The organism is Shimwellia pseudoproteus (assembly GCF_016415625.1).
GTDB classification, from domain to species: Bacteria; Pseudomonadota; Gammaproteobacteria; order Enterobacterales; family Enterobacteriaceae; genus Shimwellia; species Shimwellia pseudoproteus.
In genome coordinates this window covers 1-13,893 of record NZ_WBXP01000003.1, presented here as the reverse complement: position 1 = coordinate 13,893, position 13,893 = coordinate 1, and the positions used below count along the sequence as shown (strand labels likewise).

Below are 13,893 nucleotides of genomic sequence, written 5' to 3'. Positions count from 1 at the left end.
TGGGCACCCTCTTGCGATTATTCGCCTTTATAGACGCAGCCGGCGGTGCAGGTCTCTTTCACCATCACCGCGCTCAGCAACGGCATGGTGGGTTTCAGACGATCCCAGATCCATTTCGCCAATACTTCGCTGGTGGGGTTTTCCAGGCCGGGGATATCGTTCAGATAGTAGTGATCGAGCATATCCAGGGTGGGTTTGAATGCCGCTTTCAGCTCGGCAAAATCCACTACCCAGCCGGTATGCGCGTCTACCTCGCCGGTTATCTCAAGACGAACCATAAAAGAGTGGCCATGAAGGCGACCGCATTTATGGCCTTCCGGCACGTGTGGCAGGCGGTGAGCGGCTTCAAAGGTGAAATCTTTAAACAGGGTTGTTGCCATTTTACGGTTCTCAGTCATACAAAAAAAACCGACGCATAGTACAGGATATGGCGCTTTTTTGCACCCGGCATCTGTGCTGCCAGTGAACAATATGCTCCGGGGTTTAGGGTGTGGCGCTATTTACCGGCGGCAGCCGCCCGTGGCCGTGGTGAAAATTACCCCGTGGGTAAATTACCGCAAATTGCAGCGCCGGCCCGGGGAAATAGCCAGTGTTATATGGATTTTCTTTTTAGAATCATTATGTTGATTTACCTGTTTTTCAGATAACAACAATAGTTAAAAGCGGTTAGTTCATTTGGTTATTTAATATTTCTATCCCTTCTTTAATTGTTATTATCCCCGCCGTTAACCTTACTTTCAGTTTTATTTTTTTATTGCATTGATTCGCTACTGGAACACAACAACGCATGACAACACAGGCTCCCCCATTATCGCTGCAACCGCTGAGTGCGGAACAGCTGGCGCGGCTGCAAGGCGCAACCGCCGATCTCTCACCTTTACAGCTGGCCTGGGTCTCCGGTTATTTCTGGGGTATCGCCAGCCCGCAGGCTGGCGCCGTTGCGCCGGTCATTGCCAGTAGCGCCAGTGTCGAGGCCCCGGTCATTACCGTGATTTCCGCCTCCCAGACCGGCAATGCCCGGCGGGTGTCCGAGTCCCTGCGCGATGATTTACAGCAGGCCGGGCTGGTGGTGAACCTGGTCAACGCGGCGGATTATAAATTCAAACAAATCGCCCAGGAGGCGTTTCTGCTGGTTGTGACCTCCACCCAGGGGGAAGGTGAGCCGCCGGAAGAAGCTGTCGCGCTGCACAAATATCTGTTCTCCAAAAAGGCTCCTAAACTCAACGGCACGGCTTTTGCGGTGCTGGGCCTTGGCGATACCTCCTATGCGTTTTTCTGCCAGTCCGGGAAAGACTTCGACAGTAAGCTGGCGGAGCTGGGCGGCGAGCGCCTGCTGGATCGCGTGGATGCGGATGTGGATTTCCAGGCCGCCGCAGAGCAATGGCGCGCCCGGGTTACCGAAGTGCTTAAAGCCCGGGCCGGCAGCCGCGCCCCGGTTGCGGCACCGGCAGCAGGTAGCGCCGCCAGCGCCGGTACCGGGGTGGTTTACACCAAAGCGTCACCGCTGACGGCGACCCTGGCGGTGAACCAGAAAATCACCGGGCGTAATTCACAAAAAGACGTGCGCCATCTGGAAATTGATCTCGGAGAGTCCGGCCTGCACTACCAGCCCGGGGATGCGCTTGGCGTGTGGTACCAGAATGACCCGGCCCTGGTGCAGGAGCTGGTTGAGCTGGCCTGGCTAAAAGGGGATGAGCCGGTCGACCTGAACGGCCAAAGCCTGCCGCTAAGTGAAGCGCTGCAATGGCATGTTGAGCTGACGGTGAACACCCCCAATATCGTGGAAAACTACGCCACGCTGACGCGAAATGCCGCGCTGCTGGAGCTGGTGGGAGACAAAGCGAAGCTACAGCAGTATGCCGCCGCGACACCGCTGGTGGACATGGTGCGTTTTGCCCCGGCACAGCTGGATGCCCAGGCGCTGGTTGGCCTGCTGCGCCCGCTGACCCCGCGGCTGTACTCCATCGCCTCTTCCCAGGCGGAAGTGGAGAGCGAAGTCCATATTACCGTCGGGGTGGTGCGCTATGACATCGAAGGGCGTGCCCGTACTGGCGGGGCCTCGGGATATCTGGCGGATCGCCTGGAAGAAGACGGCGAAGTGCGGGTGTTTATTGAGCACAATGACAATTTCCGTTTACCGTCCAACCCGCAAACCCCGGTGATAATGATTGGCCCAGGAACCGGGATTGCGCCGTTCCGCGCGTTTATGCAGCAGCGGGCCGCCGAAGGGGCAGAAGGGAAAAACTGGCTGTTCTTCGGCAACCCGCACTTTGCCGAGGATTTTCTCTACCAGGTGGAATGGCAGCGCTATGTTAAAGAGGGCGCATTAAGCCGTATCGATTTGGCCTGGTCCCGGGATCAACAACAAAAAATCTATGTACAGGACAAACTGCGCGAGCAGGGGGCTGAGCTGTGGCGCTGGATCAATGACGGCGCCCATATTTATGTCTGCGGAGACGCCAGTCGCATGGCGAAAGACGTTGAGCAGGCTTTACTGGATGTGATTGCCGACCAGGGCGCGATGGACGCTGAGGCGGCGGATGAATTTTTAAGTGAGCTGCGCGTTGAGCGCCGATATCAGCGAGATGTCTACTAATGAGCGAAAAACACCCAGGACCTCTGGTGGTGGAAGGTAAGCTGGCTGACGCCGAGCGCCTGAAAGCGGAAAGCAATTTCCTGCGCGGCACCATCGCCGAAGATTTAAACGACGGGCTGACCGGCGGCTTTCGCGGGGATAACTTCCTGCTGATCCGTTTCCACGGCATGTACCAGCAGGATGACCGCGACATCCGCGCCGAGCGGGCAGAGCAAAAGCTGGAGCCGCGCCACGCCATGATGCTGCGCTGCCGCCTGCCGGGGGGCGTGATGACCACTAAACAGTGGCAGCAGATTGATAAATTCGCCGGTGAACATACCCTGTATGGCAGTATCCGTCTGACTAACCGCCAGACCTTTCAGTACCACGGCATTCTCAAAAAAGATCTTAAATCTGCCCATCAGGGGCTGCACGAGGTTGGGCTGGATTCACTGGCGACCGCCAATGATGTCAACCGTAACGTGCTCTGTACGTCAAACCCGGTAGAGTCACGGCTCCATGCGGAAGCCTATGAATGGGCGAAGAAACTTTCTGAGCATCTGCTGCCCCGTACCCGGGCCTATGCGGAGATCTGGCTGGATCAGAAAAAAGTCGCCACCACGGACGAAGAGCCGATCCTCGGGCCGACCTATCTGCCGCGTAAGTTTAAGACCACGGTGGTGGTACCGCCGCAGAACGATGTGGATCTGCACGCTAACGACATGAACTTTATCGCCATTGCCGAAAACGGCAAGCTGGTGGGCTTTAACCTGCTGGTGGGCGGTGGGTTGTCTATCGACCACGGCAACAAAAAAACCTACGCCCGCACCGCCAGCGAGTTTGGCTATATTCCGCTGGAGCACACCCTGGCGGTGGCCGAAGCGGTGGTCACCACCCAACGGGACTGGGGTAACCGTACTGATCGTAAAAATGCCAAAACCAAATACACCCTTGAGCGGGTGGGGGTGGAGGTGTTTAAGGCGGAAGTGGAACGCCGGGCGGGGATCACCTTTGCCCCGATCCGCCCCTACGAATTTACCGGGCGCGGCGACCGTATTGGCTGGGTAAAAGGGATTGATGATAAATGGCATCTGACGCTGTTTATTGAGAATGGCCGTATCCTGGACTATCCGGGGCGCCCGCTGAAAACCGGCCTGCTGGAAATTGCCAAAATACATCAGGGTGATTTCCGGCTGACCGCGAACCAGAACCTGATTGTCGCCGGGGTACCGGAAAGCCAGAAAGCGCAGATTGAATCTCTGGCCCGGGAGCACGGTCTGATGGCCGCCGCGACACCCCAGCGGGAAAACTCCATGGCCTGCGTGGCCTTCCCCACCTGCCCACTGGCCATGGCGGAGGCAGAACGCTTCCTGCCGCAGTTTGTGGATAAGGTTGAGGCAATCATGGAGAACCACGGTGTCGGCCATGAACATATTGTCCTGCGGGTAACCGGCTGCCCGAACGGCTGCGGCCGCGCCCTGCTGGCAGAGCTGGGGCTGGTGGGTAAAGCCCCCGGCCGCTATAACCTGCACGTTGGCGGTAACCGTATTGGTACCCGCATTCCGCGGATGTACCGGGAGAATATTACCGAGGCCGAAATCCTGACTGTTATCGATGAACTGGTGGGCCGCTGGGCCGTTGAACGCCAGGACGACGAAGGCTTCGGTGATTTTACCGTGCGCAGCGGTATTGTGCGCCCGGTGCTCGATCCGGCCCGGGATTTCTGGGAATAAACCTTCGGCTCACCGATTCAGCCCAGTGCCGCCTGGCGGCACTGGGCAACGCAAATGAGGTAACCATGTCGTTATTCGATCTTAATGCCCTGAATGCTCAGTCTAAAGAGCAGCAGCAGCAGGCGCTGGCACAAACCAATGCCCGGCTGGAGTCCCTGAGCGCAGAGCAGCGGGTTGCCTGGGCGCTGGATAACCTGCCCGGCGAATTTGTACTGTCGTCGAGCTTTGGTATTCAGGCTGCGGTGTCGCTGCATCTGGTGAGCCAGGTGCGCCCGGATATTCCGGTGATCCTCACCGATACCGGCTATCTGTTCCCGGAAACCTACCGTTTTATTGATGAGCTGGCTGATAAACTGCAACTCAATCTCAAGATCTACCGGGCGGAGCACAGCCCCGCCTGGCAGGAAGCGCGCTACGGCAAGCTGTGGGAGCAGGGGGTTGACGGCATTACCCAGTACAACCAGATCAACAAGGTTGAACCCATGAACCGCGCGCTGGGCGAACTTAACGCCCACACCTGGTTTGCGGGCCTGCGCCGCGAGCAATCCGGCAGCCGGGCCGACCTGCCGGTGCTGGCTATCCAGCGCGGGGTGTTTAAAGTGCTGCCGATTATCGACTGGGATAACCGCACGGTGTACCAGTACCTGACGCAACACGGCCTGAAATACCACCCGCTATGGGATGAAGGCTACCTGTCAGTGGGGGATACCCATACCACCCGCAAGTGGGAACCGGGGATGGCCGAGGAAGAGACGCGGTTTTTCGGCCTCAAGCGCGAGTGTGGTTTGCACGAGCAGTAAGCCCCGCCGCTGGCGCGGAATCACTGGCCCCACCGGCAGATAACCTGCGGTGGGGCTTTTTTGTGGTCAGTGATGGGCTTTGGCCAGATTTTCGAGCAGCGGCAGCAGGATACGTACGGTATCCCGGCTGCGTGTTTCAATACGCCCGGGCAGGTGGCTATCGAGGTATTGCTGGTTGTCGATGCTGGTACTGTGGGCGTTGCTGCCCTTAGGGAGTACCGCACTGACAGGATAGCCGGTGCCATTGCTGTCTTGCAGCCCGCGTTCCCAGTCCAGAGATTCCACAGACAGTACCGGGATACCGGCGTTATCAAATACCGCGGCATCATTACAGCAGCCGGTGCCTTTCGGGTACTGCGGGTTATGGCCTGGATTGGTCCCCGCCGCAATACCGTGGGTTTTAGCAAGGGACAGCGCTTTATCCCGGGTTAATTTGCGGATCGGTGCCGGTGTGGATAGCCCGCTGTTAAACCACAGCTTATGACCAATAATCAGATGATTAAGGTTAATCACCAGCAGGGTATTTTTGCGCTCGGCCTCGCTCATGCGCGCGACAATATTTTCCGCCCCGCGCTGGCCGATATCGGCGGCGCTGGTGGCGATAAACCGGATGCTGTACTGGGTCTTAATGTCTTTCAGGCGCTCGGCCAGCTCCATCATTACCCCCACCCCGGCGGCATTATCGTCCACCCCCTGGAGCGTCAGCCCGCCCAGATTGGCGTTGGTGTCTTTATCACTCTGCGGGGCGTAGGTATCCAGATGCGCCATCACAATAATCTGCTGGGGCATTTTGCCTTCATGGGCGGCCAGTACCATGCTGCCGGTATAGTTATGCCAGCTGGTGGTACCGCTGCGGGCAGTGTAAATATAACGGCCTTTAAAGGTCCGCACATCGCTTTGGTAACCCCAGGCAGCAAACTTCTGGCGCAGGTACTCGGCGGAGAGCATTTCTGCCGGGCTACCGGCCATACGGCCAGGAAACTGGGTCGCGATATAGCGGGTTTGTTCGCTCGCCAGCGTACCGGGAGCGGATGCCTGAGCAAGTAAGGGGGAAAGGCAGGCGGCACCAATCACCAGGCGATATACCAGGCGACGTAATGCGGGCAGCATAATAAGCATCCTTTAGTTGGGTACTCAATCGGGGTAAATTTTATCGGTCGCAGTATCTGACTGTACCACCTGGCGTGCAATTCCTTCATTCCTAAATGCAAGGAAAATAGCGTGTTAAGCACAATAAGATCGTTGCTTTGCCACATTGTTATTCCTTTGTGGAACTAGTCATTCCAATTGGTAATTTCATATCGAATAAGACCTCCCTTTATAGTCGGACCATTCGCTTTAACAACTTGCCTGTCAGTACCCGCCCAACATCCGGGCGATAAAGGCGCAAAGGAACGGTTATGGACCAAAAACGACTCACGCATCTGCGGCAACTGGAGGCTGAAAGCATCCATATTATTCGCGAAGTGGCCGCAGAATTTTCTAACCCGGTGATGCTTTATTCCATTGGTAAAGACTCCTCGGTGATGCTCCATCTGGCGCGTAAGGCGTTTTTCCCGGGCACGTTGCCTTTCCCGCTGCTGCACGTTGATACCGGCTGGAAATTTCAGGAGATGTACCAGTTCCGTGACCGTACGGCGAAAAACTACGGCTGCGAGCTGCTGGTGCACCGCAACCCGGAAGGGGTGGCGATGGGGATCAACCCGTTTGTCCACGGCAGCGCGAAGCATACCGACATCATGAAGACCGAAGGGCTGAAACAGGCGCTGAATAAATACGGCTTCGATGCGGCGTTCGGTGGCGCCCGCCGTGACGAAGAAAAATCCCGCGCCAAAGAGCGGATCTACTCCTTCCGCGATCGTTTTCATCGCTGGGACCCGAAAAACCAGCGCCCGGAACTGTGGCATAACTACAACGGGCAGGTGAACAAAGGGGAAAGCATCCGCGTCTTCCCGCTGTCTAACTGGACCGAGCTGGATATCTGGCAATATATCTATCTGGAAAATATCGAGATTGTGCCGCTGTATCTGGCCGCAGAGCGCCCAGTACTGGAGCGCGATGGCATGTTGATGATGATTGATGACGATCGTATCGATCTGCAACCGGGTGAAGTGATCAAACGGCGCATGGTGCGCTTTCGCACCCTGGGGTGCTGGCCGCTCACCGGGGCCGTAGAGTCTGACGCCCGGACGCTGCCGGAAATTATTGAAGAGATGCTGGTGTCCACCACCAGTGAGCGCCAGGGGCGCATGATCGACCGGGATCAGGCAGGCTCAATGGAGCTGAAGAAACGCCAGGGTTATTTCTAAGGAGCCGCCAGATGAATAATGTAATTGCACAACAGATTGCCCAGCAGGGCGGCGTAGAAGCCTATTTACACGCCCAGCAGCATAAAAGCCTGCTGCGCTTCCTGACCTGCGGCAGCGTCGATGACGGCAAAAGCACCCTGATTGGCCGCCTGCTGCACGATACACGCCAGATCTATGAAGATCAGCTCTCCTCACTGCACACCGACAGCAAGCGCCACGGCACCCAGGGCGACAAGCTGGATCTGGCCCTGCTGGTTGATGGCTTACAGGCGGAGCGTGAGCAGGGGATAACCATTGATGTGGCGTACCGCTATTTCTCTACCGAGAAACGCAAATTTATTATCGCCGACACCCCGGGGCACGAGCAGTACACCCGTAATATGGCCACCGGTGCCTCGACTTGTGATCTGGCGATCCTGTTGATCGATGCCCGTAAAGGGGTGCTGGATCAAACCCGGCGCCACAGTTTTATTTCCACCCTGTTGGGGATAACGCATCTGGTGGTCGCTATCAACAAAATGGATCTGGTGGACTTCAGCCAGGATCGTTTTGAGGCTATCAAACAAGAGTACCTGACGTTCGCCGGGCAACTGACCGGCAATCTGGATATCCGCTTTGTGCCGCTGTCGGCCCTGGACGGGGATAACGTCGCCAACCCGAGCACCAATATGCCCTGGTACAGCGGCCCGACACTGCTGGAGCTGCTGGAAACTGTCGATATTAACCACGCCATTGAACAGCAGCCGATGCGCTTCCCGGTGCAGTATGTGAACCGCCCGAACCTGGATTTCCGGGGCTATGCCGGGACCATTGCCTCAGGCCAGCTGAACGTGGGCCAGCGCCTCAAAGTACTGCCGTCCGGGGTGGAGTCCACCCTGGCGCGGATTGTTACCTTCGATGGCGATCTCGCGCAGGCCGGGGCAGGGGAAGCCGTTACCCTGGTGCTGGCAGATGAAATTGACATCAGCCGTGGCGATCTGCTGGTAGCGGCAGAGACGGTGCTCCCGGCGGCACAGCGCGCGGCGGTGAACCTGGTGTGGATGGCGGAGCAGGCCCTGGTTCCGGGGCAGAGCTACGATATCAAAATTGCCGGTAAAAAGACCCGGGCCCGGGTGGATGCTATTCGCTATCAGGTGGATATCAACACCCTGGCCCAGCGCCAGACGGACACCCTGCCGCTTAACGGCATTGGCCTGGTGGAGCTGACCTTTGACGAGCCGCTGGTTATCGATCCCTACCAGGATAACCCGGTGACCGGAGGGCTTATCTTTATTGACCGTCTGACCAATGTCACCGTTGGCGCGGGCATGGTGGCGGAAACCCTCGCCGGGGAAACCGAGCAGGCGGGTGAGTTCAGCAGCTTTGAACGGGAGCTGAATGCCCTGATCCGCCGCCACTTCCCCCACTGGGACGCAAAAGATTTGCGTGACCTGGAGGGGCGCTAATGGCGGCCCACGACGACAATATCGTCTGGCATCAGCATGTGGTTACCGGTGAACAGCGTGAGCAATTACACGGTCACCGGGGGGCGGTGGTGTGGTTTACCGGGCTGTCTGGCTCCGGCAAATCCACCGTGGCCGGGGCGCTGGAATGCGCCCTGCACCGGCTTGGGGTCAGCACCTACTTGCTGGACGGTGACAACGTACGCCACGGGCTGTGTAGCGACCTCGGGTTTAGCGATGATGACCGGCGTGAGAATATCCGGCGGGTGGGGGAAGTGGCCCGCCTGATGGTGGATGCCGGGCTGGTGGTGCTGAGTGCGTTTATCTCTCCTCACCGGGCGGAGCGCCAGATGGTCCGCGAGCGGCTGGCGGCGGGGCGGTTTATTGAAGTATTTGTGGATACACCGCTCAGCATCTGTGAAAACCGGGACCCGAAAGGGCTGTATAAGAAAGCCCGGGCCGGTGAACTGCGCAATTTCACCGGTATTGATGGGGTATATGAAGCACCGGTTAACCCGGAAATTCATCTGGATGGCGAACAATTAGTAACAAATTTAGTCGCCCAATTGTTAGACCTGCTGCGCCATGAAGATATCATCAAATCCTGAGACAGTACCGGGGATCTCCCTCCGGGGATGCCACGTCACGGGATAGTTATGCGCAACAGCAGTAACCTTTATTTATCGCGGGCCACCGAGCCCCCGGCAGACGGCGATACCACCTGGTCATTACCCGGCGGTATCGTCGGTTTTATCGCATGGCTGCTGGCCCTGGCGCTGCCGTTCTCTGTCTATGGTTCCAATACACTGTTTTTTTTCCTCTACACCTGGCCCTTTTTTCTCGCCCTGATGCCGGTGGCGGTCGTGGTCGGTGTCGCTATGCATTCTCTGCTGGCACAACGTATGCTGTATAGCTGTATCGCGACACTGTTGACCGTCGCCGTCATGTTCGGACTCCTGTTTTTGTGGCTGTTGGGATAACGGGCAGAGCTATTACAATCCGTAAGAGACTATTTACAAGCATGAGCGGACAGGATGAGGTGCGCATGATGGCGTATTCTGTGTTACATTCTGCGGCACTTTTTCGAATAAGCGTGTTCCGGGGTTTCTCAGAGATGTGGTTAGTGGGAAGTATCTTGTTGCAGGGGGCGAGATGGGCAAACTGACACTGTTGCTGTTAGCGTTGCTGGTCTGGCTACAGTATTCATTGTGGTTCGGCAAAAATGGCGTCCACGATTATACCCGCGTAAACCAGGACGTGGCGACTCAGCAGGCAACCAACACCAAACTTAAAGCGCGCAATGACCAGCTGTTTGCGGAAATTGACGATCTGAATGGTGGCCAGGAAGCGATTGAAGAGCGTGCCCGCAATGAACTGAGCATGACCAAACCGGGGGAGACATTCTACCGCCTGGTACCGGATGCTTCACGGCGCGCCGCCAATAATTCAGCGCAAAATAATCGCTAAATAATCTTCAGGTTTAAAACATGGCTTCTTCCCTCCCGGATGTGGTTGCCGTGGTGCCGGCTGCCGGTATTGGCAGCCGGATGCAAACGGAATGTCCTAAGCAGTATCTGACTATCGGGGATAAAACCATCCTCGAACACACTATCGGGTGCCTGACTGCGCACCCGGCTATCCGTCGTATTATCATTGCTATCAGCGCCGACGATAACTGGTTTGGGCAACTGCCCCTTGCCGCGGATCCCCGCGTCCAGATAGTGACTGGCGGTAGCCAGCGGGCAGAGTCCGTGATGGCGGGCCTGCTGGCCGCAGGTGATGCTGAGTGGGCGCTGGTGCATGACGCTGCCCGTCCGTGTTTACACCCCGACGACTTAACGCGTCTGCTGGATCTGACCCGCACCAGCCGCACCGGGGGTATCCTGGCGGCACCGGTACGCGATACCATGAAACGCGGTGAGCCGGGTAACGACTGCATCGCCCATACGGTGGATCGCGAATCGCTGTGGCATGCGCTGACACCGCAGTTATTTCCGCTGGCGCTCTTGCAGGCGTGCTTACAGCGCGCGCTGGCTGAAGGGGCCACCATTACCGACGAGGCTTCCGCCCTGGAATATTGCGGGTATCATCCGCAACTGGTGAGCGGCCGGGCCGATAATATTAAAGTGACCCGACCAGAAGATTTGGATCTGGCGGCATTTTATCTCTCTCTACGCCGATAAAAGGAAACAGCAGATGCGGATTGGACACGGTTTTGACGTACACGCCTTTGGTGGCGAAGGCCCCATTGTACTGGGTGGCGTGCGCATTCCTTATACTCAGGGGCTGCTGGCCCACTCCGATGGCGACGTGGTTCTCCATGCCTTAACCGATGCGCTGCTGGGGGCCGCGGCCCTGGGGGACATTGGTAAACTTTTCCCGGATACCGATCCGGCATTTAAAGGCGCGGACAGCCGCGAACTGCTGCGCGAGGCCTGGCGCCGTATTCAGGCCAAAGGCTACCGGCTGGGGAATGTGGACGTCACGATTATTGCCCAGGCGCCGAAAATGGCCCCCCATATTCCGCAGATGCGGGTATTTATCGCCGAAGATTTAGGCTGCCATATGGATGATGTCAATGTGAAAGCCACCACCACTGAAAAGCTCGGGTTTACCGGCCGGGGGGAAGGGATTGCAGTGGAAGCGGTGGCGCTGATCCTCAAGGCAAACGCATGATTGATGTACATAACACAACCTGGCTGCACGGTAAGCCACAGGCCACGGGGCTGATTAAATCCAGCCCGGAAGATTTTGTGGTGATCGAAGATTTAGGCTTCGGCCCGGACGGTGAGGGCGAGCATCTGCTGGTGCGCATCCGTAAAGAAGGGTGCAACACCCGCTTTGTGGCGGATGCGCTGGCAAAATTTCTGAAGGTTCATGCCCGGGAAGTGAGCTTTGCCGGGCAGAAAGACAAACACGCGGTGACGGAGCAGTGGCTGTGTGTCCGCCTGCCGGGCAAAGAAAACCCTGATTTAAGCGGCTTCACCCTTGAAGGCTGCGAGGTGCTGGAATATGCCCGCCATCGCCGGAAATTGCGCACCGGGGCGCTGCGCGGCAATGACTTTACCCTGGTATTGCGTGAAGTGTCTGACCGCGACGCGGTGACACAGCGGTTAAATGCTATCCTGCGCGACGGGGTGCCAAATTACTTTGGCCTCCAGCGTTTTGGGCTGGGGGGCAGCAACCTGAGCGCGGCCCGGCGCTGGGCGGCAGACAATCGTCCGCTGCGCGATCGTAATAAACGCAGTTTTGCCTTGTCTGCGGCCCGCAGTGCGTTGTTTAATCACATCGTCAGCGCGCGCCTGAAAAAAGCGGATTTCAATCAGGTCCTTGACGGGGATGCGCTACAATTAGCGGGTCGCGGGAGCTGGTTTGTGGCAACCGCCGATGAACGGCCAATCCTTCAGGGGCGGGTGGACAGCAGAGAACTGTTAATCACCGCCGCACTGGCCGGGAGCGGTGAACCTGGTGTACAACGGGATGCATTACAGTTTGAACAGCAGATAATGGGCGAGGAGCCCGCACTGCTGGACCTGCTGGTGCGTGAGCGCGTAGAAGCCGCCCGGCGCGCCATGCTGTTGTTCCCGCGGGATCTGACGTGGGAATGGTGGGATGATGTCACCGTCCAGCTACGCTTCTGGCTCCCTGCCGGAAGCTTTGCCACCAGTGTGGTAAGGGAACTAATAACGATTCAGGGTGATTATGCGGATATTGCTGAGTAATGATGATGGTGTCCATGCGCCTGGTATCCAGGTGCTGGCGGAAGCCTTACGGGAATTTGCCGAGGTGCAAATTGTCGCGCCGGATCGTAACCGGAGTGGCGCTTCTAATTCACTGACACTGGAATCTTCTCTGCGCACTTTCGCCTTCCCCAACGGGGATATCGCGGTACAAATGGGCACCCCGACCGATTGTGTTTATCTCGGGGTGAATGCGCTGATGCGCCCCCGGCCAGATATTGTGGTATCCGGTATTAATGCCGGGGCCAACCTCGGGGATGACGTTATCTACTCCGGGACCGTTGCCGCCGCCATGGAAGGGCGCCATCTCGGCTTTCCTGCCCTGGCGGTATCACTCAATGGCCATCGCTATTACGATACGGCGGCGGCCATTACCTGCCATATTCTGCGCGGTCTGGGGCGTGAGCCCCTGCGCACCGGTAAGATCCTGAATATCAACGTCCCGGATTTACCCCTTGGGGAGATCCGCGGAATTAAAATCACCCGTTGCGGCACCCGCCATCCGGCGGAGCAGGCCATTCCTCAGCAGGACCCGCGCGGTAATACCGTGTGGTGGATAGGACCGCCCGGTGATAAGTGTGACGCGGGCCCGGATACTGACTTTGCGGCTATCGATGACGGCTATGTGTCGATTACGCCGCTGCAGGTGGATTTAACCGCTTACGGCGCCCAGAGTGTATTGACCCAATGGCTTGAACGGTCAGGAGTGAATGACCAATGGTAACCAACCGTGTACAGACGCTGATTAACCAACTCTGTGCGCAGGGGATTCGCGATGAGCGGGTGCTGGCGGCCATTGCCCAGGTGCCGCGCGAAAAGTTTGTCGATGAAGCGTTTGAACACAAAGCCTGGGAGAATACCGCCCTGCCCATCGGCTCTGGCCAGACTATCTCCCAGCCGTATATGGTGGCCCGGATGACTGAGCTGCTCGGGCTGACACCGGAGTCCCGGGTGCTGGAGATTGGCACCGGTTCCGGGTACCAGACCGCCATCCTCGCCCATTTGGTGCACCATGTTTGCTCGGTCGAGCGGATTAAAAGCCTGCAGTGGCACGCTCGCCGTCGGTTGAAACAACTGGATTTACATAATGTTTCAACTCGTCACGGTGATGGCTGGCAAGGCTGGAAGGCGCGGGCGCCATTTGACGCTATCATAGTGACAGCCGCACCGGAGGAGATCCCCGGGGCGTTGCTATGGAAGGTGCGAATAAGCAGGTCATTTCTTCCCAAGCTGACTCGCTGATTAAAATTTCGCGGATCTGGGCCGATTTTTTTCCCGCAAACACATCGAATCA

General features: G+C 57.5%; 14 protein-coding genes and 2 pseudogenes. 13 read left to right on the top strand and 3 right to left on the bottom strand.

Going from position 1 to position 13,893, the window contains the following annotated elements; all coding sequences use genetic code 11:
* Positions 1 to 17: 17 nt before the first annotated feature.
* Complete coding sequence (gene queD / locus F9C28_RS02305) at positions 18 to 380, bottom strand: 6-carboxytetrahydropterin synthase QueD (protein ID WP_199013512.1); 363 nt, start codon at positions 378 to 380, stop codon at positions 18 to 20.
* 407 nt (positions 381 to 787) lie between these two features.
* Between queD and cysJ the strand changes: the two genes are divergently transcribed.
* The 3 genes from cysJ (at position 788) to cysH (ending at position 5,108) form a co-directional block, all read left to right on the top strand.
* On the top strand, positions 788 to 2,596 hold the full coding sequence (cysJ, locus tag F9C28_RS02300) for an NADPH-dependent assimilatory sulfite reductase flavoprotein subunit (protein WP_199013510.1): 1,809 nt from the start codon (positions 788 to 790) through the stop codon (positions 2,594 to 2,596).
* Positions 2,596 to 4,308 carry an assimilatory sulfite reductase (NADPH) hemoprotein subunit gene (gene cysI, locus F9C28_RS02295; RefSeq protein WP_199013508.1) on the top strand — a complete coding sequence of 571 codons (1,713 nt, stop codon included), beginning with the start codon at positions 2,596 to 2,598 and terminating at the stop codon, positions 4,306 to 4,308. The genes cysJ and cysI overlap by 1 nt, the downstream gene beginning before the upstream one ends.
* A gap of 65 nt (positions 4,309 to 4,373) precedes the next feature.
* The gene (gene cysH, locus F9C28_RS02290) at positions 4,374 to 5,108 is read left to right on the top strand and encodes a phosphoadenosine phosphosulfate reductase (RefSeq protein ID WP_199013500.1); all 735 of its coding nucleotides are present in this window, start codon (positions 4,374 to 4,376) and stop codon (positions 5,106 to 5,108) included.
* A gap of 66 nt (positions 5,109 to 5,174) precedes the next feature.
* Here cysH and F9C28_RS02285 read toward each other — a convergent pair whose 3' ends face one another.
* Positions 5,175 to 6,218, bottom strand: a complete 1,044-nt coding sequence (locus F9C28_RS02285; RefSeq protein ID WP_199013495.1) for an aminopeptidase — start codon at positions 6,216 to 6,218, stop codon at positions 5,175 to 5,177.
* 290 nt (positions 6,219 to 6,508) lie between these two features.
* On the opposite strand from F9C28_RS02285, the gene cysD reads away from it, so the two are divergent.
* The 10 genes and pseudogenes from cysD to F9C28_RS02235 all read left to right on the top strand — a co-directional run.
* Positions 6,509 to 7,417, top strand: a complete 909-nt coding sequence (gene cysD, locus F9C28_RS02280) for a sulfate adenylyltransferase subunit CysD (protein WP_199013494.1) — start codon at positions 6,509 to 6,511, stop codon at positions 7,415 to 7,417.
* A gap of 11 nt (positions 7,418 to 7,428) precedes the next feature.
* Positions 7,429 to 8,862: a sulfate adenylyltransferase subunit CysN gene (cysN, locus tag F9C28_RS02275; protein ID WP_199013493.1), complete on the top strand. Its 1,434-nt coding sequence runs from the start codon at positions 7,429 to 7,431 to the stop codon at positions 8,860 to 8,862.
* Positions 8,862 to 9,467, top strand: coding sequence for an adenylyl-sulfate kinase (gene cysC, locus F9C28_RS02270; protein ID WP_199013492.1), 606 nt, complete (start codon positions 8,862 to 8,864; stop codon positions 9,465 to 9,467). Before cysN ends, cysC begins: the two co-directional genes overlap by 1 nt.
* 48 nt (positions 9,468 to 9,515) lie before the next feature.
* Entirely contained in the window at positions 9,516 to 9,839 is a 324-nt protein-coding gene (locus F9C28_RS02265; RefSeq protein WP_199013491.1) for a DUF3561 family protein, read from the top strand.
* A 172-nt stretch (positions 9,840 to 10,011) separates the two neighbouring features.
* Positions 10,012 to 10,326: a cell division protein FtsB gene (gene ftsB, locus F9C28_RS02260; protein ID WP_199013490.1), complete on the top strand. Its 315-nt coding sequence runs from the start codon at positions 10,012 to 10,014 to the stop codon at positions 10,324 to 10,326.
* 20 nt (positions 10,327 to 10,346) lie between these two features.
* Positions 10,347 to 11,042 (top strand): 2-C-methyl-D-erythritol 4-phosphate cytidylyltransferase, encoded by a 696-nt coding sequence (gene ispD / locus F9C28_RS02255; RefSeq protein ID WP_199013487.1) that lies wholly within the window; start codon positions 10,347 to 10,349, stop codon positions 11,040 to 11,042.
* 13 nt (positions 11,043 to 11,055) lie between these two features.
* Positions 11,056 to 11,535 carry a 2-C-methyl-D-erythritol 2,4-cyclodiphosphate synthase gene (gene ispF / locus F9C28_RS02250; RefSeq protein WP_199013485.1) on the top strand — a complete coding sequence of 160 codons (480 nt, stop codon included), beginning with the start codon at positions 11,056 to 11,058 and terminating at the stop codon, positions 11,533 to 11,535.
* Positions 11,532 to 12,581 carry a tRNA pseudouridine(13) synthase TruD gene (gene truD, locus F9C28_RS02245; protein ID WP_199013484.1) on the top strand — a complete coding sequence of 350 codons (1,050 nt, stop codon included), beginning with the start codon at positions 11,532 to 11,534 and terminating at the stop codon, positions 12,579 to 12,581. Before ispF ends, truD begins: the two co-directional genes overlap by 4 nt.
* Positions 12,562 to 13,323: a 5'/3'-nucleotidase SurE gene (gene surE, locus F9C28_RS02240; protein ID WP_199013482.1), complete on the top strand. Its 762-nt coding sequence runs from the start codon at positions 12,562 to 12,564 to the stop codon at positions 13,321 to 13,323. The genes truD and surE overlap by 20 nt, the downstream gene beginning before the upstream one ends.
* A pseudogene (locus tag F9C28_RS02235) lies at positions 13,317 to 13,793 on the top strand (protein-L-isoaspartate(D-aspartate) O-methyltransferase); the annotation flags it as partial. The gene surE and the pseudogene F9C28_RS02235, both read left to right, overlap by 7 nt.
* On the opposite strand, the pseudogene F9C28_RS20365 reads toward F9C28_RS02235, so the two are convergent.
* Positions 13,700 to 13,893 (bottom strand): annotated as a pseudogene (locus F9C28_RS20365) (hypothetical protein); the annotation flags it as partial. The pseudogenes F9C28_RS02235 and F9C28_RS20365 sit on opposite strands and share 94 nt — an antisense overlap.

Bases quoted from the DNA above. Each gene is read 5' to 3' on its own strand.
- queD (WP_199013512.1), bottom strand. From the start codon at position 380: ATGGCAACAACCCTGTTTAAAGATTTCACCTTTGAAGCCGCTCACCGC.
- cysJ (WP_199013510.1), top strand. From the start codon at position 788: ATGACAACACAGGCTCCCCCATTATCGCTGCAACCGCTGAGTGCGGAA.
- cysI (WP_199013508.1), top strand. From the start codon at position 2,596: ATGAGCGAAAAACACCCAGGACCTCTGGTGGTGGAAGGTAAGCTGGCT.
- cysH (WP_199013500.1), top strand. From the start codon at position 4,374: ATGTCGTTATTCGATCTTAATGCCCTGAATGCTCAGTCTAAAGAGCAG.
- F9C28_RS02285 (WP_199013495.1), bottom strand. From the start codon at position 6,218: ATGCTGCCCGCATTACGTCGCCTGGTATATCGCCTGGTGATTGGTGCC.
- cysD (WP_199013494.1), top strand. From the start codon at position 6,509: ATGGACCAAAAACGACTCACGCATCTGCGGCAACTGGAGGCTGAAAGC.
- cysN (WP_199013493.1), top strand. From the start codon at position 7,429: ATGAATAATGTAATTGCACAACAGATTGCCCAGCAGGGCGGCGTAGAA.
- cysC (WP_199013492.1), top strand. From the start codon at position 8,862: ATGGCGGCCCACGACGACAATATCGTCTGGCATCAGCATGTGGTTACC.
- F9C28_RS02265 (WP_199013491.1), top strand. From the start codon at position 9,516: ATGCGCAACAGCAGTAACCTTTATTTATCGCGGGCCACCGAGCCCCCG.
- ftsB (WP_199013490.1), top strand. From the start codon at position 10,012: ATGGGCAAACTGACACTGTTGCTGTTAGCGTTGCTGGTCTGGCTACAG.
- ispD (WP_199013487.1), top strand. From the start codon at position 10,347: ATGGCTTCTTCCCTCCCGGATGTGGTTGCCGTGGTGCCGGCTGCCGGT.
- ispF (WP_199013485.1), top strand. From the start codon at position 11,056: ATGCGGATTGGACACGGTTTTGACGTACACGCCTTTGGTGGCGAAGGC.
- truD (WP_199013484.1), top strand. From the start codon at position 11,532: ATGATTGATGTACATAACACAACCTGGCTGCACGGTAAGCCACAGGCC.
- surE (WP_199013482.1), top strand. From the start codon at position 12,562: ATGCGGATATTGCTGAGTAATGATGATGGTGTCCATGCGCCTGGTATC.